Below are 22,608 nucleotides of genomic sequence, written 5' to 3'. Positions count from 1 at the left end.
AGACAAGGTGGCGTCATGCGGGTTGATGCGCACGCGCTCTCGGCTCCGGTCTAGTTATGCGCCTTCGGTATAAGTCCATTCCAATTTGGACGTGGACCGGTATCTGCAGCTCGTCGTACCGTGGGACGCACCATGGGCACCGAAGAGAACCGTTCCGTCTTGCAGGTGGGCCCGCTGATGCCGTCCCTGTCGCGCAGGCTCGCCGACGATTACGCGGCCCGGCGGCTGCCGACCGAACCCACCGAACGGGCCGCGTTCCTCGCCGAACGCGGCGCGGAGATCATCGCGGTCGTGACGTCGGGGCGCACCGGCGTGGACGCCGCGCTGATGGACGCGTTGCCCAATCTGGCGGCGGTGATCAACTTCGGCGTGGGCTACGACACCACCGACGTCGCCGCCGCGGCTGCCCGCGGCATCGGGGTGAGCAACACACCCGACGTGCTCACTGACTGCGTCGCGGACACCGCGGTGGGTCTGATGATCGACACGTTGCGGCAGTTCTCGGCCTCGGACCGCTATGTGCGGGCAGGCCGCTGGCCGGTCGACGGCATGTATCCGTTGACCCGCCAGGTCAGCAAAACGAACGTCGGCATCATCGGCCTGGGCCGTATCGGCGCCGCAATCGCATTGCGGCTCAAAGCATTCGGATGCACGATCAGTTACCACAACCGGCACGAGGTGCCGGATTCGCCGTACACGTATGCGGCGTCCCCGGTGGAGCTGGCGGCCTCGGTGGACGTGCTCGTCGTGGCCGCGGCGGGTGGTGACGGCACCCGCGGATTGGTGAGCAGCGAGGTGCTCGACGCGCTCGGCCCGCACGGCTATCTGATCAACATCGCCCGCGGCAGTGTCGTCGACCAGGACGCGTTGGTCTCGGCGCTGGTGGAGCGTCGGCTCGCCGGCGCCGGTCTGGACGTCTTCGCCGACGAGCCGCAGGTGCCCGAGGAGTTGTTCGCGCTCGACACCGTCGTGCTGCTGCCGCACGTGGCCAGCGGCACGGTGCAGACCCGCGCGGCCATGGAAGCGCTGACGCTACGCAATCTCGACGAGTTCCTGGCGACGGGCGAACTGGTGACGCCGGTGCCGTTGCCTGCGGCGGCGAACTAGGTCAACGCCGCACGTTGCAGCCGGCGGCGACGTTGTGGCAGTGCCCGTCGCCACTACAGGTGCCGCAGTGGCACCGGCAGCCTTGGTTCTTCAGCTTTTCGGAGATCTCGTGGTCGTCTTTGCCCATCACATGCTCCTTTCCGAATATGTCGAGGCTAGCCCCGTTGACGACCGCCGCGTCCGGGATTCGCATTCCCGGCCAACTCGCGTTCACGGCGAGTTCTCGTGACGGCATGACTGTGGCGGGACGCCCGACGCCCGCGCGTCACCGGCTCGACAGATCGCTTTCCGACACTTCGCTGTGTCGCCGAAGCTCAGCCGCCGCGCCGCCCTCAAGGGTGCGGTCGGCCTCGCCGCCGTCCCGCTGCTCGGGTTCACCGGCGAACCTCGACGTGGCGTCGTCGCGGCCGATCCGTTCACCCTCGGGGTGGCCTCGGGGGAGCCGAGCCCCGACGGGGTGGTGATCTGGACCCGGTTGGCGCCCCGGCCGCTGGCCGATGACGGACTGGGCGGCATGCCGGCGCGCGTCGTGGATGTGGAATGGGAGGTCGCCGGTGACGAGACCTTCACCCGGATCGAGCAGCGGGGCCGCTCCGTCGCGACGCCCGAGTCGGCGCACAGCGTGCACGTCGAAGTCGCCGGGTTGCGGCCCGGCGGCGAGTACTTCTACCGGTTCCGGGCCGAGGGTTACCTCTCGCCCGCGGGCCGGACCAGGACCGCGCCGGCAACCGACGCGCCGGCGTCGTCGCTGACGATGTGCTTCGCGTCCTGCTCGAACTTCGAGCAGGGCTGGTTCACCGCGTACCGGCGGCTGGCCGAAGAGGAGCCGGATCTCGTTCTGCACCTGGGTGATTACCAATACGAGTACGCCGCGCGCGAACATGCTGTCCGTCGGCACGTCGGCCCTGAGACCGTCACACTGGCGAACTACCGTCAGCGCTATGCGCAGTACAAGACGGACCCCGATCTCCAGGCTGCGCACGCCGCCGCCCCCTGGCTGGTGGTGTGGGACGACCATGAGCTGGACAACAACTGGGCCGACGAAGTTCCCGAGGAGCCGCAACCGGACTACTCAGCGCGGCGCGCCGCCGCGCTGCAGGCGTACTACGAGAACATGCCGCTGCGCTCGTCGGCGATGCCCCGCGGCGGCGAGATGCGACTCTTCCGGCGGGTGGAGTGGGGTGCGCTCGCGACCTTCCACATGCTCGACACCCGCCAGTACCGGTCCGACCAGGCATGCGACGACCAGTACCGCAGCGACTGCCCGGCGCGTCTGGACCCCTTCCGCACGCTGACCGGTCAGGCGCAGGAACAGTGGCTGCTCAACGGGTTTCAGCAGTCGCGGGCGCGGTGGGATCTGCTCGGTCAGCAGGTGTTCTTCAGCCAGCTGGACCTGACACCGGGACCGGGCCGCGGATTCAACCCCGACGCGTGGGACGGCTACGTCGCCAACCGGGACCGGATCACGACGGGGATCGCGAACTCCCCGGTGCGCAACGCAGTGCTGCTGACCGGTGATGTGCACGCGCATTGGGCGGCCGAGGTGTACGAGCGCGCCGGTGACCCGCTGTCTCGCAGGGTCGCAACGGAATTGGTCACCACATCGATCTCGTCGGGCGGCGACGGTTCCGACACCCGCGCCGATGTCGATGAGATTCTGCCGGACAACCCCCACATCCGGTACTTCAGCAATCGCCGCGGCTACGTCCGCACCCGCATCACGCCCGACGAGTTGCGTGCCGACTTCCGTACCGTGCCGTATGTGACGAGCCCGGGCGCACCGGTCCAGGTGGGCGCGTCGTTCCGTATCCCCGACCGCCTCCCGCAACTCCTCTAGCGCGAAATTGCATTCCAGCAGCGAAAGTGCGAGAAGCGGCCTGCTGGAATGCAATTTCGGCGGGGAAGACTAGGTGGTCCATTCCTGTTGCGGCAAGACGTCTTTGAGGACACGCAGCAGCGCCGGGTTGGTCGAGTCGCCGCGCCACACCGCGTCCAGCTCGACGGGTCGCTCGCGGAACGCCCCGATGGTCCGGAACACCACGCCCTCGGGATGCAGGGTGGCCGCCGACGCAGGCACCAGCGCGATCCCGATCCCCGAGCGCACCAGCACCAGCATCGTGTGCACCTGCGTCACGTACTGCACGTACCGCGGGGTGGTGCCGGCGATGGTGAACGTCGAGATCAGCAGCTCGTTGAAATAGCGGGCCTGCACCGGCGAATACATGACGAAGTCCTGGCCGTCGAGGTCGATCAGCGTCAGCTCCCGCGTCATGTCGGCCAGCGGGTGCCCCTCGGGCAGGGCGGCCAACAGCTGCTCGTGCAGCAGCGGCCGCGACACCAGTCCCGGCCGTTTCAGCGGCGGGCGGGCCATCCCCAGATCCAGCTCACCGGTCATCAGCCCCTCGATCTGCGCGGCGGTGACCATCTCGCGCAGATCGAGCTTCACGTCGGGCAGCCGTTCCCGCACGCGTTCCAGTAGCCGGGGTAGCACGGCGTGCGCCGAGGCGGCGGTGAACCCGACGACCACGGTGCCCAGATCGCCGGCGGGAATGCGTTTGACGGTCTGCGCGGCGCCCTCGGCGAGCTGCAGGATGCGCCGCGCGTCGGGCAGGAACGCAGCGCCCGCCGGGGTCAGCGTCACGTTGCGGGTGGTGCGGTCGATGAGCTGGACGCCGAGCTCGTTCTCGAGCTGCTGTACCTGACGGCTCAGAGGGGGTTGCGTCATGTGCAACCGTTCGGCGGCGCGGCCGAAGTGCAGTTCTTCGGCGACGGCGACGAAGCAGGACAACCGGGCGAGTGAGAACATCAGGCCTTCGACGTTAGCTTGATCGCCGCGATCTTCAGCCGGGTCACCGCCTCCTCCCATTCGGTGGTCGTGGGCAGCCGGTTGTCGCGGAACGCCATCCCCATCTGCCGCTGCGCTTTCCTGGGCCCGTAGGAGGCCGCCACCCGTTCACAGATGCCGGCGACGGTCGGCGGGTCGGTGATGAGCTCCCCGCGCATCGTGCGTGTCTTCCCGCGGTGGGACACCTGTGCTTCGGCGCCGCCGCGGAAGTTGTACTTCCACTGCGCCTCCGCCACCGCATAGAGCTCACCGTCGAGTCGGTGCGCGCTGACCGGGATCGCGTACTCCTTGCCGGACTTGCGGCCGGTGAACGCGACGAGCATGAAGTCGCCGAGGAATCCGCCCAGTGGAGTCTTGAGCGCCAGGCGCAGGGTGGGGTTGACCACCCGCAGAAGCGCCTCGGGGGTTTGAGTGTCGATGGCTGGCTCTGTCATACCTCCACCGTAGGACCCGGGAGATCACCCGGGACCCGAATCACCAGCGGGGGCCGGCCGGCTCGAACGACGGATCTACGGTGCGCATGTAGCCGGTGTCGTCGCGGTCGCGGATGCCGCAGCGCACGTACTGCTCGTGCAGCGCGTCGAGTGCGTCGTCGTCGATCTCGACACCCAGGCCGGGGGAGGTGGGCACCGGCACCGCCCCGTCGACGAAGGCCAGCGCCCCGTCCTTGACGACGTCCTCCGTCTTCCACGGCCAGTGCGTGTCACACGCGTAGGTGAGGTTCGGTGTGGCACCGGCCAGGTGCACCATCGCGGCCAGGCTGATACCCAGATGCGAATTGGAGTGCATCGACAGCCCCAGCCCGAACGTGTCGCAGATGCCCGCCAGCAGCCGCGAGCGCTGCAACCCGCCCCAGTAGTGGTGATCCGAAAGCACCACGCGCACTGCGTTCTTCGTGACAGCGGGCGCCAGCTGATCGAATGCGACGACGCACATGTTGGTCGCCAGCGGCATCGGCGCCTGCTGTGCCACCTCGGCCATCCCGGCCAGCCCCGGCGTCGGATCCTCCAGGTATTCGAGGATCCCGGCCAGGCCGGAGGCGACCTTCACGGCGGTCTGCGGCGTCCACGCCGCGTTCGGGTCGAGCCGCAGCGGGAGACCGGGGAAGTTACGCGAGAGCGCCTCGATGGCCGCCATCTCCTCTTCGGGAGGGAACACCCCACCCTTGAGTTTGATTGCGGTGAAGCCGTATTCATCGATGATCCGGCGGGCCTGCGCGACCAGCCCGTCCGGGTCCATGGCCTCGCCGAACCGGTCGGGTTCGGCGTTCGGGTGTCCCGCCCACTTGTAGAACAGATAGGCGCTGAACGGGACCGCATCACGGACCGCGCCGCCCAGCAGATCCGACACCGGCCGCCCCAGCGACTGCCCCTGCACGTCCAGGCAGGCAACCTCGAACGGGGACAGCACCTGGTCGACGACGCTCGCCGAGGTGATCATTCCCGCGGTGCCGACCGCGGCGGTGTCGCCTTCGAGTCGGGAACCGATGGATGCGCGGATCCTGTTCAGTGCGAACACATCCAGGCCGGTGATGGCCTCCGCGGCGGCCCGCAGACGCGCCAGGTGCCGCGTGTCGGCGTAGGTCTCGCCCAGGCCCACCAGACCGGCGTCGGTGTCCAGCTGGATGATCGCGCGCAACGCGTAGGGCTGATGCACCCCGACGGTGTTGAGCAGCGGAGGGTCGGCGAACGCGACGGGGGTGATGCGCGCACCGGTGACGCGGATCGGCGCCACCGGTCAGACTGCCTGGGCGAGCGCGCCGGACAGCACCGCGCGGCCGGCCTTGACGATCGCGGCGAGCTCGGTCAGATCGTCGGTGCTGGGCATCACCAGAGGTGGGCGCACCGGTCCGGCCGGGATGCCTTCCATCGTGACGCCGGCCTTGACCAATGACACGGCGTAGCCGGGCACGGTGTCGCGCAGTCGCACCAGCGGGATGAAGAACGCGTTCAGCAGTGCCTCGGCGAGCTGTTCGTTGCCGGAGTCCAGCGCGTTGTAGAACGCCAGCGCCAGGTCGGGGGCGAAGGCGAACGTGGCTGACGAGTACAGCGGCACCCCGATGGCGCGGTACGCCAGCTGTGTGGTCTCTGCGGTGGGCAGTCCGTTGAAGAACAGGAAGTCGGGGTCGACGTTGGTCTTGACGGCCTGCACGATGCGGGCTACCAGGTCGAAATTGCCGGTGCCGTCCTTGAATCCGATCACATTGGGGATCTCGGCGACGGCAACGGCGGACTCTTCGGTGAACCGCGCGTTGTTGCGGTTGTAGACGATGACGGGCAGGTCCGTGGTATCGGCGACGGCGCGGGTGTAGTCGACCAGGCCGGCCTGCGGCACCTCGACGAGGTAGGGCGGCATCAGCAGCAGGCCGTCAGCTCCGGACTCCTCGGCGGCCAGGGCGAACCGTTTGGCCTGTGCCACCGCGCCGCCCGCGCCGGCGTACACCGGAACGCGTCCGGCCACCACGTCGACAGCGGTCCGCACCACGTCACCGAACTCCGTGTCCTCCAGGGCATGAAATTCCCCTGTGCCACAGGCGATGAAGACGCCACCTGGGCCGGCGTCCACACCCTTGGCGATGTGGCGGGCCAGCGCGTCGAGGTCGACGACACCGGAGGGGGTCATCGGGGTGACGGGGAAGAACAGAACGCTGCGGAAATCAGGACGCGAGGTCGGTCGCATGACGGGCCTTTCAGGAGGTGAGGAAGGGAGGTCAGTCTTGGGTGAGTCGGCCGTCGACGCGCCGCCACAGCTTTTCGGGGTTTCCGTCGGCGATCGCGCCGGGCAGCAACGGGGCCGGCACGTCCTGATAGCAGACGGGCCGCAGATAGCGTTCTATGGCCCGCGAACCGACCGAGGTGCTGCGCGAGTCCGACGTGGCCGGGAACGGTCCGCCGTGCACCATCGCGTGGCAGACCTCGACGCCGGTCGGCCAGCCGCCGAACAGGATCCGACCTGCCTTGAGTTCCAGCAGTGGCAGCAGCCGGCCCGCGTCGTCGAGGTCGGAGTCGTCGGCGTGGACGGTCGCGGTGAGCTGTCCTTCGATGCCCTCGGCGACGGCGCGCATCTGCTCGAAGCCGGCACAGCGCACGATCAGGCTCGACGAGCCGAACACCTCGGCCTGTAATGCCTCCGACGCCAGAAAGGTCTGCGCATCGGTGCTGAACAGCGCGGCGTGGCAAGCAGTTTCACTGGTACCGGGCGCGCCGCGGCCGACAAGCTGCGCGGCACCGGACAGCGCCTCCACACCGGAGGCGTAGCTGCGCGCGATGGTCGGGGTCAGCATCGGGGTGGCCGGCGAGCCGGCCAGTGCGTCACGAGCGGCGGCGGCAAATGTGTCCAGCCCGGGTCCGTCGACGGCGATCACCAGTCCGGGGTTGGTGCAGAACTGGCCGGAACCCATCGTCAGCGACGCGACGAACGCGCGGCCCAGCTCGGCGCCGCGGGTTTTCAGCGCACCGTCGAGCACGAACACCGGGTTGATGGAGCTCATCTCGGCATACACCGGGATGGGTTCGGGACGCGCCGCCGCGGCGGAGACGAGGGCCATTCCGCCGGAACGTGATCCGGTGAAACCGACGGCCTTGATGCGCGGATCGGTGACCAGTGCGATGCCGAGACCGGGGCCGGAGCCGAACAGCAGCGAGAACGTTCCCGCGGGCAGTCCGGAGGTGGTGACGGCGTCGGTGACGGCGCGGGCGACGAGCTCGGAGGTGCCGGGATGCGCGTCGTGTCCTTTGACGACGACCGGGCAGCCGGCAGCCAGCGCCGAGGCGGTGTCACCGCCGGCGACGGAGAACGCCAGCGGGAAGTTCGACGCGCTGAACACCGCGACGGGACCGAGCGGGATATGGCGCTGACGGAGGTCGGGGCGCGGCAGCGGGGTCCGGTCGGGCAGCGCGGTGTCGATGCGGGCGCCGTTCCAGCTGCCCTCGCGCAGCACCGAGGCGAACAGGCGCAGCTGTCCGGTGGTGCGGCCGAGCTCGCCGGTGATCCTGGCCTGCGGCAGTCCGGATTCGGCGACGGCGCGGGCGATCAGCGCCTCGCCGACGGCCTCGATGTTGGTGGCGATCGTGTCGAGAAACGCGGCGCGCTGCTCCGATGTGGTGGCGCGGTATTGCGCGAACGCGTCGGCGGCCGCAGCGCATGCGGCGTCGACGTGGGTGTTGTCGCCGTGCTGGTACACCGGTTCCAGCGGTTGCCCGGCCGCGGGATCGAATGCGCGGACCTCCTTGCCGGTGCCCCGCACAGGTGCCCCGGCGATCAGCATCTGTCCGGTGAGGCTGGTGGCGCCCGAGATCGTGGCAGTCATGTCTTAGACGGTAGGAGGCATATCCATGCCTGTCCAAGACCATTTAGCGCACTATTGATGCCGTTCTTGAATCATTGCGGTAACCGCGATTTCGCCGGCAGGGACGGTTAGGCAAGGCGCTTCTCCACGGCGCCGATCAGCGTCGCGATCGCGGCGGGATCACCCGTCACCTCGATGCGGCCCTCGGCGACCGCGTCCTCCAGCCGGTCTTTCTGCCCGACGACCGCGGCGATCGCCCGCGCGGTGGCGCGGACGGTGACGTCGGCGGGCGTCGCGCACGGTCCCGGCCGCACCGACACCCGGCCGTCGCGGATCTGCAGGCAGGCGGTGCTGTCGTCGACGTGGAACTCGTACACCGAGGCCAGGCCTTCGGGGATGCCGCCGCGGAGGTCGGCGGCCAGGAACGCCAGCAGCCACTCGGCGCGGAACGCCTCGGCGCAGGGATCGGCGTGGCTCATCTGGTGGCGGGCGCCCCACATCGCCAACGGGATCATCGCTTCGGCGAGCTCACGGCCGGCGTCGGACAGCTCGTAGACCACCGCCGACCCCGGTTGGTCGAGGTCCAGCCGGCGCTGGATCACGCCGTCGGTCTCCAGTTGCCGCATGCGGGTGGCCAGCAGGCTGGTGCCGATGCCGGCCAGCGCGTCGGCCAGCTCGCCGTAGCGCTTCGGGCCCGAGCCCAGCTCCCGCACGATCAGCAGCGTCCAGCGCTCGCCGACCACGTCGAGGGCGTGCGCCAGGCCGCAGAACTGTCCGTAGCTGCGCCGTGTCATGCCGACGATGGTACTCATCAGCTCCTCTTTTCCACTATCGCTTATTTATCTGTTGGCTACTTCTAAATCTTATGTTACGTTCTGAGAATTGGATCGCAAGGGTGAATGCGTTGGCGGCAGACAGGCCACCAGCGGCGAAAGAGCTTGCGACACAGAAGAAGAGGTGACTCACCATGGCTTCGATTTCTGGTTTCGGACAGTCCGCCCGCTGGTCGCTGGCGGCTCTGCTGCGACGACTCCTGATCCGGCCGATCGAGGCCGAGATCGAGCTCGACACGGCCACCCGGGAACCGCTGGTCAAGAAGCGCTTCTACCCGCCGCAGCGCGACGCGCTCCTCGAGCGCTCGGCCATGGCGCGGGAAATGTTCCGGCTCTGAGGATGCCCGCCTGGCCGCGTCAAAATCCCAGGTAAGGCCGCTTCGGTCATCGCGAAGCCGTCGTGACGTGCCCGAGTGGGCACTGAAGGACACATCCGGCCTCGTGGCAGGGCATGTCGTCGGGCACCTGCGCGTGGTAAGAATGCTGCACCCCTGAAGCACGCCGTCGTGTCGTCCTCAACCGGGCAGCCCAAATCGGGCAACGGGTCGCAAGGCGATTGACATGCGTCCGGGCAGCCCCGGCAAATGCGATGTAGCTTCTAACGCCAGACCGATTGGCCGCAGCCGAGGAGAGCACCGGTGAATGCGACACCATTCGGGCACTATCGACTCCAAAAGCTGATCGGCCGCGGCGGTATGGGTGAGGTCTATCAGGCCTACGACACCAAGACCGACCGCGTCGTCGCGCTGAAGGTGCTGCCACACAGCATGGCGCAGGACGAGACGTTCCAGGCCCGGTTCCGGCGCGAATCCCAGGCCGCCGCGGGCATCAACGACCCGCACGTGGTCCCGATCCACGGGTACGGCGAGATCGACGGCCGTCTGTACCTGGACATGCGCCTCATCGAGGGCCGCAACCTCGGCACGATGCTGCAGGAGACGGAGAAACCCCTCGGCGCGGCGTTCGCCGTCACGGTCGTCGAGCAGGTCGCCAACGGGCTGGACGCCGCGCACAAGCTGGATCTGATCCACCGCGACATCAAGCCGTCCAACATCCTGATCACCGGCCGCGACTTCGTGTACCTGATCGACTTCGGGCTGGCCCGCACCGCGGGGGAGAAGGGCCTGACCACCGCGGGCAGCACGCTGGGCACGCTGGCGTACATGGCGCCGGAGCGGTTCGAGGGCGGCGAGGTCGACGCCCGCTCCGACATCTACGCGCTGACCTGTGTGCTCTACGAATGTCTCACCGGCTCAAGGCCTTACCCCGCCGACAGCCTCGAGCAGCAGATCGCCGGGCACATGGTCTCGGAGATCCCGCGCCCGTCCGACACCGATCCGCGGCTGGCCGCGTTCGACGAGGTCATCGCCAAGGGCATGGCCAAGAAGCCGGACAAGCGCTACCAGAGCGCCGGGGAACTCGCCCAGGCCGCGAAGCGGGCGCTCAACGCGCCGGTGCGCCGACCCGGCAGAACCTCGCGGCACGCCGCCGCCCGCCCGGACCGCAAGAAGCCGCACAAGGGGCTGCTGGCCGCGGGCGCCGCGGTGCTGGTCGCCGCCCTGGTCGGAATCGGCCTGTGGGTGTGGGCGCCGTGGCGGCACGACGCCGGCGCGCCGCTGCCCGACGGTGCCGTCGAGGCGATCGCGGCGACGGTGCCCGCCGACATCCGCGGCACCGGCCGGCTGGTCATCGGGGTGAACGTGCCGTACGCGCCGATGGAGTTCAAGAACGCCGACGGACAGCTCGTCGGCTTCGACGTCGAGCTGATGGACGCGGTGACACGGGTGCTCGGCCTGGTCCCGGACTACCGCAACACCACGTTCGACGCGATCCTGCCCTCGGTGGTCGACGGCACCTTCGACGTCGGGATGTCCTCGGTGACCGACACCAGGGAGCGCGAGGAGCTCGTCGACTTCGTCACCTACCTGGAGGCCGGCACGCAGTGGGCCCGCCGACCCGGCACCGCGCTGGGGCCGGCATCGGCGTGCGGGTTGAAAGTCGGTGTGGCAGAAGCGACCCTGCAGGCCACCGAGGAGTTGCCCGCCAAGAGCGACCAGTGCACGGCCGCCGGGATGGAGCCGATCGAGATGGTCGTGTTCAAGAACCAGGACGAGGTCACCACCGCGCTGATCAAGGGCGAGGTGGACGCGATGTCGGCCGATTCGCCGGTGACGGGTTTCGCGATCAAGCTCAGCCGCGGCGAGCTGGTGCCCGCCGGCGACGTGTTCGACTCGGCCCCCTACGGCTGGCCGGTGGCGAAAGGCTCAGGACTGACCGAGTCGCTGCGCCTGGCGCTGGAGCACCTGATCGAGAGCGGTGACTACCGGGCCATCGCCACCATGTGGGGCGTCGAGCGCGGCATGATCGACAAACCGGCCGTCAACGGCGCGACCAGGTGATAGGCCACCGGCCCGTGTAGATCGGCTCCTGGTGGGTACGTCGGCAGTTCACGACGATCCCGAAGGAGACGCCGATGAGCGACGACAAGGCCGCCCAGACCCGCAAGAGTTTCGTGGAGGCCCTCAAGGGCAAGGCCAAGGAGGTCGCCGGTGCGATCACCGGCAATGACTCGCTGACCGCCGAGGGGCAGCTCGAACAGGCCGAGGCCAAGGAACGGCGCGCGGCCAGCCGCAACGAGGCCGAGGCCGACGCCGAGGCCGCGCAGGCCCGTGAAAAGGCCGGTGAGGCCGAGCTGCGGGGCGCGCAGCAACGTGCCCGGGCCGAGGTGCAGGCCGCCACCGCCGAGAGCGCGGTGCGCAGCGAGCAGGCCGCCCGACGGCAGATGGCCGAGGAATCCGGACGCCGTGACGTGGCCGGCGCCCAGAGTGCCTTCGAGGCCGACGTGCAACGCGAAGCGCAGCGCGCGACCGCGGAGCGGCGCGGCCGGGTCGCCGACGCCGCCGAGGAGTACCACGAGGCCGCCGCGGACTACCAACAGAAAACGGCAGAAGCCGAACGCGCCGAAGCCGACGCGGATCGGCTGCGGCGACAGGCAGCAGCCGCCGACGACCATCCCAAGCTGCCGTAAACGCAGACGACACAAAGGAGTTGACGATGAGCATCACCGACATCCCGTTCGCCGTGCTGCGCTTCCAGTACCGGCTGGCCCGGACACCGCTGCAGCTGATCGAACGTCGGTTCCTCACGCGCGTGGACACCGAGGCGCCGGCCCGGCTGCTCTACGAACGCGCGATCGGTGCGGCCGACGCCGCGGCGGGCAGCTTCCTGCGCGACAACGAGCTCGAGGAGTCGGGAATCACCCGCATCGAGAAGGCGTCCGCCCTCGGTGAGGCCGCCCGCCTCGACGAGGTCGCCGCGCAGCAGAAAGAGCAGGCCGCCGACGAGTTGCAGCGCAAGCGCGACAAGGCCGCGACGGCGCCGCAGAAGGCCGGCCAGGAGGCGCGGCAACGGGTGCAGAACGCCCGGCAGAAGGCCGACAAGCGCACCCAGGACGTGGCGCAGAGCGTCGCGTCGCGCACCGCGCAGGCCAAACGTGAGGTCGACGAGGCGGCCGGCCGGAAGGTCGAGGCCGCCGAGAAGGCCAAGCGCAGCATGCAGAACCGCAGTCGGGCCGCCGAGAAGGTGGTGACGTCGGTGGCCGAGAAGGAACTCGACGACGCCGCATCCAAGCGGAGTGCGGCCGCGGGTGCGCGCGCCCACGCGGACCGGCTCGCGGATTTCAGCGAGGCCGAGAAGGACAAGCGACAAGCCGAAAAGAGTGAATGACCTGTGACCGCGCTACCTCCTGATCCAGATCCGATGGACACCCCCGGCGAGGAGCGCGCCGGGGGTGTCCGCCCCGGAGAGGCGCCCCCGGACTCGGCGCAGACGCGGGCCACGGCCAACCGCGACCCAGCGGCCGGACGCAACCTCACCCCGAGGGCCGTCGTCACATTCGTCGCGCTCGGCCTGTTCGTGGCGCTGTTCGCGGCGACGGGCGTATACCTCGTCGTGCAGGTACTCGGCTAGTTGTCGGCGGGCCGGGTCTCGCAGCGGTAGTCCAGGCACACCGTGGTCCCGTCGCGGCGACCGCTGATGGTGCAGTGGTCGGTCAACGCGTGCATCAACGCGACGCCGCGGCCCCGTCGGTCGGGCCGCCGGTACAGGCCGGGCGGGCGCCAGCGGCCGTGGTCGGTGACGCACACGCTCAGACAACTGTTGACGGGTTCGAAGTCCGCGCGCACGGTCATCGGTCCCGGCGAAGGCCGGCCGGCGTAGGCGTGGTCGACGCAGTTGGCCAGCGCCTCGTTGACGGCCATCAGGATGTCGTTGCGCTCGACGTCGGGGATGCCGCGCTCGCGCAGCCAGTCACCGAATCTGTGCCGCATCTGTGCCGCGCTGGTGGCCGTCGCCGCGCCGCTGACCGTCAGCTGTTCGGAGGTGGTTGACGTCAGCGGCGTGATAACAGTCATACCGTTTGGCTACCCCGCTCGGTGCCCGGCTAGACACCCGTTTTCAGGGCGCTGCGATGCGTGATCCGCGGTACGGCAGGGGCCGTGCCTTCTACGCTGGGGTGATGACGCCGACGTCGCTGCCGCCCGGCCCGCGGCTGCCTCGGTCCGTGCAGGCCGCGTTGATGCTGAGGTGCGGGCCGCGCTTCGTCGCCGCGTGCAGACGCCGCTACGGGTCGGCGTTCACGCTGCGGGTGGCCTCGATGGGGACGCTGGTCTATCTGACCGACCCCGCCGACATCAAGACGGTGTTCGCCGGTGACCCGGACATCTACCATGCGGGCGAAGCCAATTCGATGCTGAAGGGGCTGCTGGGGGATACCTCGGTGCTGGTGATCGACGGCGACCTGCACCGCGACCGGCGCCGCCTGATGCTCGCCCCGTTCGCCCGGGATGCGGTTGCCGCGCAGGCCGGCGTCATCGCCGAGATCGCCGCCGACAACATCGCCGGCTGGCCGGTGGGCGAGACCTTCCCGGTGGCGCCGAAGATGTCGGAGATCACGCTGGAGGTGATCCTGCGGACGGTGATCGGAGCCAGCGATCAGGCCCGGCTGGCCGCGTTGCGCACGGTGATGCCGCGGGTGCTCAGCGTCGGGCCGTGGGAGACGCTGGCGATCGCCAACCAGGATCTGCTGCGCCGCCGCCCGTGGCGCGCGGTGCGCGACGCCATCGCCGAGGCCGACCGCCTGCTCTACGCCGAGATCGCCGACCGCCGCGCCGACCCCGACCTGGACACCCGCACCGACGCGCTGGCCATGCTGGTGCGCGCCGGTGACATGTCCGACAAGGAGCTGCGCGACCAGCTGATCACGCTGCTGGTGGCCGGCCACGACACGACGGCGACCGCGCTGTCGTGGGCGCTGGAGCGGCTCACCCGGCACCCGGCAGTGCTGGCCAAGGCGGTGCGGGCGGCGCGCGACGGGGACGACGACTACCTGGACGCGGTGGCGAAGGAGACGCTGCGGGACCGGCCGGTGGTGTTCGACGTCGGCAGGGTGCTCAAGGCGCCGGTCGAGTTGGCCGGATACCGGCTGCCCGCCGGAGTGATGGTCATTCCCGGGCTGGTGGCGGTGCATGCCGACTCGCAGATCTATCCGCACGCCGACCGGTTCGACCCCGACCGCATGCTCGGCGCGACGCTGAGCCCGTCGTCGTATCTGCCGTTCGGCGGGGGTAACCGCCGCTGCCTGGGCGCGACGTTCGCGATGGTGGAGTTCAAGGTCGTGCTGCGCGAGATCCTGCGCCGGGTGGAGCTGGAGACCACCACGGCGCGCGGCGAACATCGTCGCCTCAAGCACGTCATCTTCGTGCCGCATCGGGGCGCGCGGATCCGGGTCAGGGCGAAGCGGGTGGTGGCGGCGGAGGCGCCGAAGTGCCCGATGAGCGGGCCCGCCTGACGGCCGGGGTGTACCCTCGATACCAGGTCGAGTTCGCGGACGGTTCGTCCGCCGCCACGACGTGACAGGAACGTACTCGGCCCGCGACGCGATTTTCTTCGCTCGGACACTGTGCGGGGCCCGCCTCGTACCACTCAAGGACCTTTAACTATGGATTCCTCTGACTTGTTTTCCCATCGACAGACCTCGCACGCCGAACCCGTCGGAAACACCTCCGACGAGCGCGTGCAGAACCCGGTCTTCTCCGACCTGCCGCAGAACGGATTTCCCTCTGAATCGCGTTCGCGGTGAACGGAATTCCGCTCGCACGTCGGGCGGCGAAGCCAATCCGCGTCACGCTGGCCAAGGAGCTCGGCGCCGGGATCGACGGCGCCTGGTGGCCGCATTCGGCCGCCATGGCAATGGAGCTGCCGGATCTCGTCGGCGCGTTGCACCCGCAGCTGGGTGAGATCGTCGCGATCCGGGTCAACTGGTCGGCCACCGAAGGGCAGCTCGACCTGGAGACGATCGCCAGCGCGGCGCACCTGACGCTTTCCGGGGCGCATCACCGGCGGCCCCGCCTGATGAACATCGACGGCCGCACCGCGTGCGCGAGACTGCTGGTGGTGCCGAGCATGACGTCGCAGGCGTTGGGGGCGATGGTGCTGCGTACCGCGGCGGGTCTACCCACCTCGGGTGGATCCGGAGACGGCCGACTTTTCCAGACCGCGTGCGTGGTGATGAAAATGGCCGAGGCCGAGAGCGAGAACTGGAGCGCAGTACCCGCTGTTTCGTGAAACCGATTGGCGTGCAATGCCTTTCAGCGGGATCCAATGCCGATCCGCGATTTCTAGGGCTGACGTGATAGCCTGAACAAGGATGTCTGTCTGACATTCGTGCAAAGTGAGAGAAGAAATGTATGGCACAGGGAACTGTGAAATGGTTCAACGGCGATAAGGGCTTCGGCTTCATCGCCCCTGACGGCGGCGCACCCGATGTGTTCGTCCACTACTCGGAGATCAGCGGTAACGGATACCGCTCGCTCGAGGAGAATCAGCGCGTCGAGTTTGAGGTCGAGCAGGGTAACAAGGGGCCGCAGGCGGTCCGAGTGACCGCGGTCTAACAGACTTCGAATACGCAGTGTGGGCTGGCAGGGTATCCCTGCCAGCCCACACTGTTTTGCAGCGGTCTTGATTGGGAGCCGGATCGGAGACTCATCAGACTCCAAGGCTTTCAGGGAATTCGGCGGCGACGAACCTCGATCCGCAGGTGTCGTCTCGCGGCGGATTCTGCGTGTCGGCGCAACTCGAAGGCCCCGTTGATCGACCTGGCGTGGCAGCTGCGGTCATAGCATCGCGCGGTTTACGCCTGCGCATACGAAGGGATCCGTCGTGATCCCGCCTCAGCGCCGCTGATTCCGTCGACGCAAGGCGGGCTAACTGACTCATCGGTAATAAATCCCGAAAGGGGTTCCGGAAGCCCGTCGGCGCAGGGTAGACACATTGTTCATGGGCGCGGGGTCATACGTGGGTCGAGTCGGTGGTCTGGCAGTCGCGCTGGGGATCGGTGCAGCGGTCTTCACGGGGGCAGGAGTCGCCTCCGCGGACGACGGCACCGGGGCCTCAGCATCGGACTCGTCCACGGAAACCTCGCAGTCCTCGCAGTCCGTGGCGTCGTCGGGAGGGGCCATGGCCGACGAGAAGGCCGGGGACTCTTCGCAATCCGGAGCTGAAGAGCCGGCTGAGGACGAACCGGCTGAAGAAGAGCCCGTCGACGCGGAGCCGGCTGAGGAAGAGCCCGTCGACGAAGAACCGGCTGAGGAAGAGCCCGTCGACGAAGAGCCGGCTGAGGAAGAGCCCGTCGACGAAGAGCCGGCTGAGGAAGAGCCCGTCGACGCGGAGCCGCCCGTCGCGGAGCCGCTGGAACCGGAAGAGGCGCCGGCCGTCGAGCAGCCCGCCGCCCAGACCGAGACCGACCAGACCGAGACGGTGACCAGGGATATCTCCGACCAAACCGCGCCCGACCAGCCGGTCGCCGACACCGAGGCGCCTGCGTCACCTGCGCTCGCCTCGCTGGTGATGTCCGTACTGGCGGCGGGGCGGGAAGCCACCGACGAAACCCCGCAGTCGGCGGGTGACCAGGTCGGCACCAGCCTGGCCGCCGACGAGTATCCGATCCCGACCGACGTCGTGGTCGAGGACTTCAGGCCGCCGCTCGAGTGGCTGCAGCACATCCCTGTGCTGGGCAGGTTCGTCGTCACGCCGCTGGTACACCTGGCGCACGCGCTGCCGTTCGTGGGGGAGTTCCTGCATCCGTTGATCGGCTGGCCGGTCGACCACGACGCCGCACCCGGCGATCCGAAGCCGCGCACCGTGCGGGTCACGTCGTTCGACGGCGCGAAGATCTACGTGCACTTCATGCCCGCCACCGGGCTGAAGGCCGGCGAGAGCGCGCCGACGGTGCTGTCGGGTCCGGGGCTGGGTCTGCCGGGGGCCACGACGCTGGGCATCGACATCGACGGGTTCCTGCCCAACGACGTCGTCGGGGTCGGGATGTTGCGCAAGGCCGGCTACAACGTGGTGACCTGGGATCCGCGCGGCGAATGGCATTCCGAGGGGACGATGTTCCTCGACTCGCCCGACTACGAGGGCCGCGACGTCTCGCACATCATCAGCTGGCTGTCGACGCTGGACGCGGTGCAGAAGGTGGACGGCGACCCGAAGATCGGCATGGTCGGCGCCTCCTACGGCGGTGGAATCCAGTTGGCCGCAGCGGCAATCGACCGCCGCATCGACGCGATCGTGCCGACGATCGCGTGGAACAACCTCACCGACGTGTTGTTCCCGCGCGAAGCGGTCAACAGCGGCTGGGGCACGCTACTGCCGACGGTGCTGGCGTTGACGCTGGCGCGCGAGCATCCGCGGATCTTCCCGGTGGCGATCGCCGGTGTGCTGTTCGGCCACGCCGATCCCGCCGACATCGATTTGGTGGAGAGCTTCGGCTATCAGGATCAGTTGGCCGGCATCACGATTCCGACGCTGTTGATCCAGGGCACGGTCGACACCCTGTTCACCCTGGACCAGGCGCACCGCAACGCGCTGGAGCTGATCGCGGCGGGTACGACGACGAAGGTGCTGTGGTACTGCGGCGGCCACGGCGCGTGCCTGAGCAGCTTCAACGACGGCGAGAAGGTGTGGGGCGAGACGCTGGAATGGCTGGACCGCTACGTCAAGGGCGACGAAACCGTCGATCCCGGAGCGCAATTCGAGTGGGTGAACCAGCACGGTGAATGGTTCTCGTCGGAGACCTATCCGGCCGGGTCGCTCGGCGCGCCGATCGAGGCGTCCAGCGACGACCCCAAGACGATCCCGTTCGTGCCGTTCATCGGTGGGTCGGGGCCGAACCCCCTGATCCTGCTGAAGGGTCTGGTACGCACCCTCGTCGGATTGCCGTCGGCGGCGCCGGCCTTGAACGCGGTGAACCTGACGGTGCCGGATGCGACCGTCGAGACGCACATCGTGGGTGCGCCGGAGCTGACTCTGACCTACTCCGGAACCGGGACCGCCAAACATGTCTACGCCCAGATCGTGGACGACGAAACGGGTTTGGTGCTGGGCAATCAGGCGACGCCGATTCCGGTCGAGTTGGACGGGCAGTCGCACACGGCCACCTTCTCGCTGGAGCAGGTGGCGCACACGCTGCAGCCGGGCCAGTCGGTGACGGTGCAGATCGTCACCTCGACGATCTCGTTCCTGAACTTCTACTCGTGGGGCAACGTGACCGTCGAGGGCATGTCGGTCAAGCTGCCCACAGCCATCGCGGCAGCGGCGTCATCGGCGGCATCCTCGTCCGAGGAGACTGTCGCGGCGTAGCAGCCGATCCCGCCGAAGTCGCATTCCGTGCGGTCTTTTGGCGGATCATCCCGAAATGGAGGCAATCCCGGCGCGGGAAGGCGTTCAGCCGTTGTCTGTCAGCGTTTTTTGATCTCGTGGATCGACTCGGCGGCCGACGTCTTGGCTGCCGACTTCGCATGCTTGTCCGCACGTTTCTCTTTGAGAGACTTACCGGACTTTTTCGACATTCCTTGACGCGGAGACTTGTCAGCCATGGCGGGCCCTTCATCGTGGGCCCTGAATGGTCCCGATGGTTCGACCCTACGCTGCGAGTCCAACCGGTGGGGGGCATCGGGTGTAGCCTGGAGTTCATTGGGAACCCCGCCGGTCCGGCTGTCAGCTGACTTCTGCTGACCTCGCCGAGCAACCGCTCACGCCGCCGCGCCGGTACCACCGGACGTCTGGATTGCCTTGAACGCTGCGCCCACCTTTGAGTCTGTTCTCGCTCCACCCGTGAAGCGACCGATCCCCCGGACGGTCCGATTCGGCCTGCTCAGTACTTACCCTCCAACACCGTGCCGACTCGCGAATTACAGCTCAGCGCTGTCGGGCGCCTTGAGCGCGCGCGGGTCCCAGGTGAGCGTGGTGCGGGTTGCCGACGGCTCACAGTCGAGTGACGCCAGGATCGTCGGGGAGTTGGTCAACGGCTCGGCGCGATCGGCGGCGCACTGCGTCGACTCGCTCAATCACAGCGACGTCGCGGTGATTCAGCACGACTACGGCGTTTACGGTGGCGCACACGGCGACGACCTGCTGGACGTCATCGACGGGCTGCGCGTCCCGACGGTGGCCGTCGCCCATACGATCTTGAAAAACCCTGCGCCACATCAACGTTGGGTGATGGAGCGGATGGCGGCGACGATCGACCGGATGGTGGTGATGTCCGAGGCGGCACGGGAGCGGCTGTGCCGTGAGTACGGCGTGGACCGCCGCAAGGTCGTCACGATCCCGTACGGTGCGGTGCTGCCCACCGGCCCACGTGCGAAGCGTGGCAGCAGGCCCACCATCCTGACGTGCGGTCTGCTCGGCCCCGGTAAGGGCGTCGAGCGCGTCATCGACGTGATGTCCTCGTTGCAGAGCGTGCCCGGCCATCCCCGCTATGTGGTGGCGGGCCGCACGCATCCGAAGGTGCTGGCCCGCGACGGCGAGGCCTACCGCGAAGCCCGCATCGAGCAGGCCCGCCGCCTCGGTGTCGCGGATTCGGTGACCTTCGAGGACCGCCACCTGGACCGGGCATCGCTGGCAGCGCTCTTCCAGGCGGCGGCAGTCATCGTCTTGCCCTACGACTCCACCGATCAAGTGACCTCGGGAGCCCTGGTCGACGCAGTCGCCAGCGGCAGACCCGTCGTGGCCACCGCGTTCCCGCATGCGGTGGAGGTCCTGCGGGACGGTGCCGGCATCCTCGTCCCCCATGACGATCCCGAGGCCCTGTCCTGCGCGCTACGCCGTGTCCTGACACAGCCGCGGCTGGCCGGGTCGCTGGCCGCCGAGGCGCGGCAACTGGCGCCGGCGATGGCGTGGCCGGTCGTTGCCGACACCTACCTGGAGCTGGCGGCTCGCCTGCTGACGGAGCGGCAGCTACGCGTGTGACCCGGACGGACACCCCGACCCCGATGAAACGCGTCGTCGGCTCAGCGCTGGAGGTCGCCGTCACCGCGCCGACGACGCTGGAGTTCCAGATCGCCGTCGCACCGCATCCCAATGCCGTGGTCTACGAGTCATTGTCGTTCGTGCTCGACGGGACACCTGTGCAGGCACTGGAGGTCAGCGGAACGCACGGCAACCGGATTCACAAGCTGGATGTCGCGGGGGGCACCCTCGAGGTCGACTACGCGGCGACCGTCATCGGTCAGACGGATCCGGCGCCGGTCACCGAGTACGACCTGTCCATGTACCTGCGCCCGAGCCGCTACGCCGAGGCCGACAAGTTCTATGGTTTCGCCGCAACCGAATTCGGCCGGTATGCCGACTCGGCCACGCTGCTGGAGAAGGTGTCGGCCTGGGTCGGCAGCCGACTCAACTACGTCCCGGGGTCCAGCGACCCCATCGACGGCGCGGTGGACACGCTGCTCGCGGGCGCCGGTGTGTGCCGGGACTTCGCCCATCTCGTGGTGGCGATGCTGCGGGCCGTCAACGTCCCCGCACGCGTGGTTTCGGTGTATGCGCCGGGGCTGTACCCGATGGACTTTCACGCCGTCGGCGAGGCCTTCGTCGACGGTGCCTGGCGTGTGGTCGACGGGACGCTGTTGGCGCCGAGGCAGACGCTGGTCCGCATCGCGACCGGTCGCGATGCGGCCGACACCGCCTTCCTGGACAACCACAAGGGCGCGATCACACTGGAGAAGCTTGAGGTCACCGCGATCGTCGACGGTGATCTCCCGACGGACGACATCGGAGAACTGATGTCGATCAGGTGACGGTCACCGATGACCGGTGCCGACCTCGTGGGGATAGGCGCTGTCCCGGTGCTGGTACGACAGGATGTCCTCGTTGAGAACCACCCCGTCACGGATCTCGATCGCGCGGGCGATGGTCGGCGTGACGGCCCAGGTCGCGGGTCCCTCCAGCAGTGGGCGCAGGTGGGGCAGGAGCGCCTCGCTGATCTCCCAGGTGGCCGAATCCCACAGGTAGGACGGGCTGTGGTCCACCGCGTAATACAGGACGTCGTTGGGCAGCGTGACGACGGGCCTGGCGAAGGAGGTGGGTCGCGCCCAGGAGAAGCCCATGCCGACGTCGCAGGACACGTCGACGATGAGACTGCGCGGCGCGAAGGAGGACAGGTCGTCCTCGGTGGCGAAGATCAGGGGCGCGTTCGGGTCCTGGAGAACACAGTTGACGACGATGTCCCTGTCGGCGAGGAACTGGGCGAGCGGGACGCGGCCGTCCGGCGCGTCGGCCCAGATCCGGTCGGGCGCGCCCTCGTCCCGCCCCATCTGCGAGATCTGGGTGGAATGGATGGGTGATCCCACGGCCGCGGTGTCGCGGTTGGTGAGTACGTGTACATCGTCAACCCCGAGGGCGTTGAGGGCGGTCACGGCGCCGCGGGCTGTCGCGCCGAACCCAAGGATCGCGGCGCTCAGCCGGCGACCGTAGCTCCCGGTGACCCCGGCCAGTTGCGTGGAGTGCAGCACCGAGCAGTAGCCGGCGAGCTCATTGTTCTTGTGGAAGACGTGCAGGCTGAAGCCGCCGTCGGGTCGCCAGTGGTTCATGGCCTCGAACGCGACCAGTGTCAGTTTCCGGTCGATGGCGACCTGGGTCAGGTCGGCATCCTGGACGCAGTGCGGCCACCCCCAGACGATCTGTCCCACAGAGCATTCGGCAAGATCTTCGGCTTGAACCTTTGGCAGGAGGATGACATCGCACTCGGCGAACAGTTCTTCCCGGGTGCGGATCCCCCCGACGTGGTCCGACAACCCGGCGTCGGTGGCCCCGAAACGGGAACCGTAACCGTGCTCGAGAAAGACCCGCGACGCCACCGCCCGATCGATCCTGCCCAGGTGTGCGGGATGAATCGGCAGCCGTCGTTCGTCGGGCTTACGGGATCCCGCCAGAATCCCGATCGAAAGTTGTTCTTTCTCAGTGCTTTCAGGCATCGAGCCGGCCCCTCTCGTCGCACATCGCTGGGCCCTGGCCTAACCGGCCCGGTAGTCCCGACCCCAGGTCAGCGTACCCGCGTGGCCGGCCGCCCGGGCCCGACGGCCGCATGGTCCGGACGCGTTGACGCACAGGCGCAGCCTCACTAGGCTTGGAAGCGCCGATACACCGCCGTCGCCTGTCCAGGCGGCGCCGGTGGTCCGCGATCAATCGGGTTCACC

At 68.5% G+C, this 22,608-nt stretch carries 23 protein-coding genes; 13 read left to right on the top strand and 10 right to left on the bottom strand.

Annotated features, from left to right (window positions below; translation table 11 throughout):
• Positions 1-132: 132 nt before the first annotated feature.
• Positions 133-1,107 carry a 2-hydroxyacid dehydrogenase gene (locus tag BN976_RS01625; RefSeq protein WP_011778298.1) on the top strand — a complete coding sequence of 325 codons (975 nt, stop codon included), beginning with the start codon at positions 133-135 and terminating at the stop codon, positions 1,105-1,107.
• 1 nt (position 1,108) lies between these two features.
• Here the strand turns inward: BN976_RS01625 and BN976_RS34550 are convergent, their stop codons facing one another.
• Complete coding sequence (locus BN976_RS34550) at positions 1,109-1,234, bottom strand: hypothetical protein (protein WP_263999903.1); 126 nt, start codon at positions 1,232-1,234, stop codon at positions 1,109-1,111.
• A 174-nt stretch (positions 1,235-1,408) separates the two neighbouring features.
• Between BN976_RS34550 and BN976_RS01615 the strand changes: the two genes are divergently transcribed.
• Positions 1,409-2,944: an alkaline phosphatase D family protein gene (locus tag BN976_RS01615; protein WP_011778299.1), complete on the top strand. Its 1,536-nt coding sequence runs from the start codon at positions 1,409-1,411 to the stop codon at positions 2,942-2,944.
• A gap of 69 nt (positions 2,945-3,013) precedes the next feature.
• On the opposite strand, the gene BN976_RS01610 is transcribed toward BN976_RS01615, so the two are convergent.
• The 6 genes from BN976_RS01610 to BN976_RS01585 all read right to left on the bottom strand — a co-directional run bounded on the left by BN976_RS01610 (position 3,014) and on the right by BN976_RS01585 (position 9,052).
• On the bottom strand, positions 3,014-3,913 hold the full coding sequence (locus tag BN976_RS01610; protein ID WP_036367409.1) for a LysR substrate-binding domain-containing protein: 900 nt from the start codon (positions 3,911-3,913) through the stop codon (positions 3,014-3,016).
• Positions 3,913-4,386 carry a PNPOx family protein gene (locus BN976_RS01605; protein ID WP_011778301.1) on the bottom strand — a complete coding sequence of 158 codons (474 nt, stop codon included), beginning with the start codon at positions 4,384-4,386 and terminating at the stop codon, positions 3,913-3,915. The genes BN976_RS01610 and BN976_RS01605 overlap by 1 nt, the downstream gene beginning before the upstream one ends.
• A 40-nt stretch (positions 4,387-4,426) precedes the next feature.
• Positions 4,427-5,686, bottom strand: a complete 1,260-nt coding sequence (locus BN976_RS01600) for a glucarate dehydratase family protein (protein ID WP_036367408.1) — start codon at positions 5,684-5,686, stop codon at positions 4,427-4,429.
• Between the two features lie 3 nt (positions 5,687-5,689).
• Positions 5,690-6,631: a 5-dehydro-4-deoxyglucarate dehydratase gene (locus tag BN976_RS01595; RefSeq protein WP_036367406.1), complete on the bottom strand. Its 942-nt coding sequence runs from the start codon at positions 6,629-6,631 to the stop codon at positions 5,690-5,692.
• A gap of 31 nt (positions 6,632-6,662) precedes the next feature.
• Positions 6,663-8,261 carry an aldehyde dehydrogenase (NADP(+)) gene (locus BN976_RS01590; protein ID WP_036367404.1) on the bottom strand — a complete coding sequence of 533 codons (1,599 nt, stop codon included), beginning with the start codon at positions 8,259-8,261 and terminating at the stop codon, positions 6,663-6,665.
• A gap of 107 nt (positions 8,262-8,368) precedes the next feature.
• Positions 8,369-9,052, bottom strand: a complete 684-nt coding sequence (locus BN976_RS01585) for an HxlR-like winged helix-turn-helix transcriptional regulator (RefSeq protein ID WP_011778305.1) — start codon at positions 9,050-9,052, stop codon at positions 8,369-8,371.
• A gap of 155 nt (positions 9,053-9,207) precedes the next feature.
• Between BN976_RS01585 and BN976_RS01580 the strand changes: the two genes are divergently transcribed.
• The 5 genes from BN976_RS01580 (at position 9,208) to BN976_RS01560 (ending at position 13,042) form a co-directional block, all read left to right on the top strand.
• Positions 9,208-9,411 carry a hypothetical protein gene (locus tag BN976_RS01580; protein WP_036367400.1) on the top strand — a complete coding sequence of 68 codons (204 nt, stop codon included), beginning with the start codon at positions 9,208-9,210 and terminating at the stop codon, positions 9,409-9,411.
• A gap of 300 nt (positions 9,412-9,711) precedes the next feature.
• Entirely contained in the window at positions 9,712-11,472 is a 1,761-nt protein-coding gene (stpK7, locus tag BN976_RS01575) for a serine/threonine protein kinase StpK7 (protein ID WP_011778306.1), read from the top strand.
• 74 nt (positions 11,473-11,546) lie between these two features.
• Entirely contained in the window at positions 11,547-12,101 is a 555-nt protein-coding gene (locus tag BN976_RS01570) for a CsbD family protein (RefSeq protein WP_011778307.1), read from the top strand.
• A 26-nt stretch (positions 12,102-12,127) separates the two neighbouring features.
• The gene (locus tag BN976_RS01565) at positions 12,128-12,799 is read left to right on the top strand and encodes a hypothetical protein (RefSeq protein WP_011778308.1); all 672 of its coding nucleotides are present in this window, start codon (positions 12,128-12,130) and stop codon (positions 12,797-12,799) included.
• A gap of 3 nt (positions 12,800-12,802) precedes the next feature.
• Complete coding sequence (locus BN976_RS01560; protein WP_011778309.1) at positions 12,803-13,042, top strand: DUF6480 family protein; 240 nt, start codon at positions 12,803-12,805, stop codon at positions 13,040-13,042.
• Here BN976_RS01560 and BN976_RS01555 read toward each other — a convergent pair.
• Complete coding sequence (locus BN976_RS01555) at positions 13,039-13,485, bottom strand: ATP-binding protein (RefSeq protein ID WP_036367390.1); 447 nt, start codon at positions 13,483-13,485, stop codon at positions 13,039-13,041. The two genes, BN976_RS01560 and BN976_RS01555, sit on opposite strands and share 4 nt — an antisense overlap.
• 104 nt (positions 13,486-13,589) lie before the next feature.
• Between BN976_RS01555 and BN976_RS01550 the strand changes: the two genes are divergently transcribed.
• From BN976_RS01550 to BN976_RS01535, 4 genes are all read left to right on the top strand, one after another.
• Positions 13,590-14,921: a cytochrome P450 gene (locus tag BN976_RS01550; protein WP_036368955.1), complete on the top strand. Its 1,332-nt coding sequence runs from the start codon at positions 13,590-13,592 to the stop codon at positions 14,919-14,921.
• Between the two features lie 287 nt (positions 14,922-15,208).
• Positions 15,209-15,697 carry a DUF5994 family protein gene (locus BN976_RS01545; protein ID WP_011778312.1) on the top strand — a complete coding sequence of 163 codons (489 nt, stop codon included), beginning with the start codon at positions 15,209-15,211 and terminating at the stop codon, positions 15,695-15,697.
• Between the two features lie 122 nt (positions 15,698-15,819).
• Entirely contained in the window at positions 15,820-16,023 is a 204-nt protein-coding gene (locus BN976_RS01540; RefSeq protein ID WP_011778313.1) for a cold-shock protein, read from the top strand.
• A 385-nt stretch (positions 16,024-16,408) separates the two neighbouring features.
• Positions 16,409-18,772: a S15 peptidase family protein gene (locus BN976_RS01535; protein WP_036367387.1), complete on the top strand. Its 2,364-nt coding sequence runs from the start codon at positions 16,409-16,411 to the stop codon at positions 18,770-18,772.
• A gap of 98 nt (positions 18,773-18,870) precedes the next feature.
• On the opposite strand, the gene BN976_RS34010 is transcribed toward BN976_RS01535, so the two are convergent.
• The gene (locus BN976_RS34010; RefSeq protein WP_086008412.1) at positions 18,871-19,008 is read right to left on the bottom strand and encodes a hypothetical protein; all 138 of its coding nucleotides are present in this window, start codon (positions 19,006-19,008) and stop codon (positions 18,871-18,873) included.
• A gap of 238 nt (positions 19,009-19,246) precedes the next feature.
• Between BN976_RS34010 and BN976_RS01530 the strand changes: the two genes are divergently transcribed.
• Together BN976_RS01530 and BN976_RS01525 are read left to right on the top strand one after the other, a co-directional pair.
• Positions 19,247-20,383: a glycosyltransferase gene (locus tag BN976_RS01530; RefSeq protein WP_109489525.1), complete on the top strand. Its 1,137-nt coding sequence runs from the start codon at positions 19,247-19,249 to the stop codon at positions 20,381-20,383.
• Between the two features lie 23 nt (positions 20,384-20,406).
• Positions 20,407-21,210, top strand: a complete 804-nt coding sequence (locus tag BN976_RS01525; protein ID WP_011778316.1) for a transglutaminase-like domain-containing protein — start codon at positions 20,407-20,409, stop codon at positions 21,208-21,210.
• A gap of 3 nt (positions 21,211-21,213) precedes the next feature.
• On the opposite strand, the gene BN976_RS01520 is transcribed toward BN976_RS01525, so the two are convergent.
• Entirely contained in the window at positions 21,214-22,386 is a 1,173-nt protein-coding gene (locus BN976_RS01520) for a N(5)-(carboxyethyl)ornithine synthase (RefSeq protein WP_036367381.1), read from the bottom strand.
• Positions 22,387-22,608: the final 222 nt, after the last annotated feature.

Origin of the sequence: Mycolicibacterium austroafricanum, from assembly GCF_000612725.1 — a bacterium.
GTDB classification, from domain to species: Bacteria; Actinomycetota; Actinomycetes; order Mycobacteriales; family Mycobacteriaceae; genus Mycobacterium; species Mycobacterium austroafricanum.
The sequence above is the reverse complement of the archived record's forward strand: the minus strand, read 5'-3'. Positions and strand labels throughout refer to the sequence as shown.

What these genes read in the sequence shown, in the direction of transcription:
- BN976_RS01555 (WP_036367390.1), bottom strand. Translation starts at nt 13,485, where the DNA reads ATGACTGTTATCACGCCGCTGACGTCAACCACCTCCGAACAGCTGACG.
- BN976_RS01520 (WP_036367381.1), bottom strand. Translation starts at nt 22,386, where the DNA reads ATGCCTGAAAGCACTGAGAAAGAACAACTTTCGATCGGGATTCTGGCG.
- BN976_RS01540 (WP_011778313.1), top strand. Translation starts at nt 15,820, where the DNA reads ATGGCACAGGGAACTGTGAAATGGTTCAACGGCGATAAGGGCTTCGGC.
- BN976_RS01535 (WP_036367387.1), top strand. Translation starts at nt 16,409, where the DNA reads ATGGGCGCGGGGTCATACGTGGGTCGAGTCGGTGGTCTGGCAGTCGCG.
- BN976_RS01590 (WP_036367404.1), bottom strand. Translation starts at nt 8,261, where the DNA reads ATGACTGCCACGATCTCGGGCGCCACCAGCCTCACCGGACAGATGCTG.
- BN976_RS01605 (WP_011778301.1), bottom strand. Translation starts at nt 4,386, where the DNA reads ATGACAGAGCCAGCCATCGACACTCAAACCCCCGAGGCGCTTCTGCGG.
- BN976_RS01585 (WP_011778305.1), bottom strand. Translation starts at nt 9,052, where the DNA reads ATGAGTACCATCGTCGGCATGACACGGCGCAGCTACGGACAGTTCTGC.
- BN976_RS01550 (WP_036368955.1), top strand. Translation starts at nt 13,590, where the DNA reads ATGACGCCGACGTCGCTGCCGCCCGGCCCGCGGCTGCCTCGGTCCGTG.
- BN976_RS34550 (WP_263999903.1), bottom strand. Translation starts at nt 1,234, where the DNA reads ATGGGCAAAGACGACCACGAGATCTCCGAAAAGCTGAAGAACCAAGGC.
- BN976_RS01625 (WP_011778298.1), top strand. Translation starts at nt 133, where the DNA reads ATGGGCACCGAAGAGAACCGTTCCGTCTTGCAGGTGGGCCCGCTGATG.
- BN976_RS01595 (WP_036367406.1), bottom strand. Translation starts at nt 6,631, where the DNA reads ATGCGACCGACCTCGCGTCCTGATTTCCGCAGCGTTCTGTTCTTCCCC.
- BN976_RS01570 (WP_011778307.1), top strand. Translation starts at nt 11,547, where the DNA reads ATGAGCGACGACAAGGCCGCCCAGACCCGCAAGAGTTTCGTGGAGGCC.
- BN976_RS01610 (WP_036367409.1), bottom strand. Translation starts at nt 3,913, where the DNA reads ATGTTCTCACTCGCCCGGTTGTCCTGCTTCGTCGCCGTCGCCGAAGAA.
- BN976_RS01580 (WP_036367400.1), top strand. Translation starts at nt 9,208, where the DNA reads ATGGCTTCGATTTCTGGTTTCGGACAGTCCGCCCGCTGGTCGCTGGCG.
- BN976_RS34010 (WP_086008412.1), bottom strand. Translation starts at nt 19,008, where the DNA reads ATGGCTGACAAGTCTCCGCGTCAAGGAATGTCGAAAAAGTCCGGTAAG.
- BN976_RS01525 (WP_011778316.1), top strand. Translation starts at nt 20,407, where the DNA reads ATGAAACGCGTCGTCGGCTCAGCGCTGGAGGTCGCCGTCACCGCGCCG.
- BN976_RS01565 (WP_011778308.1), top strand. Translation starts at nt 12,128, where the DNA reads ATGAGCATCACCGACATCCCGTTCGCCGTGCTGCGCTTCCAGTACCGG.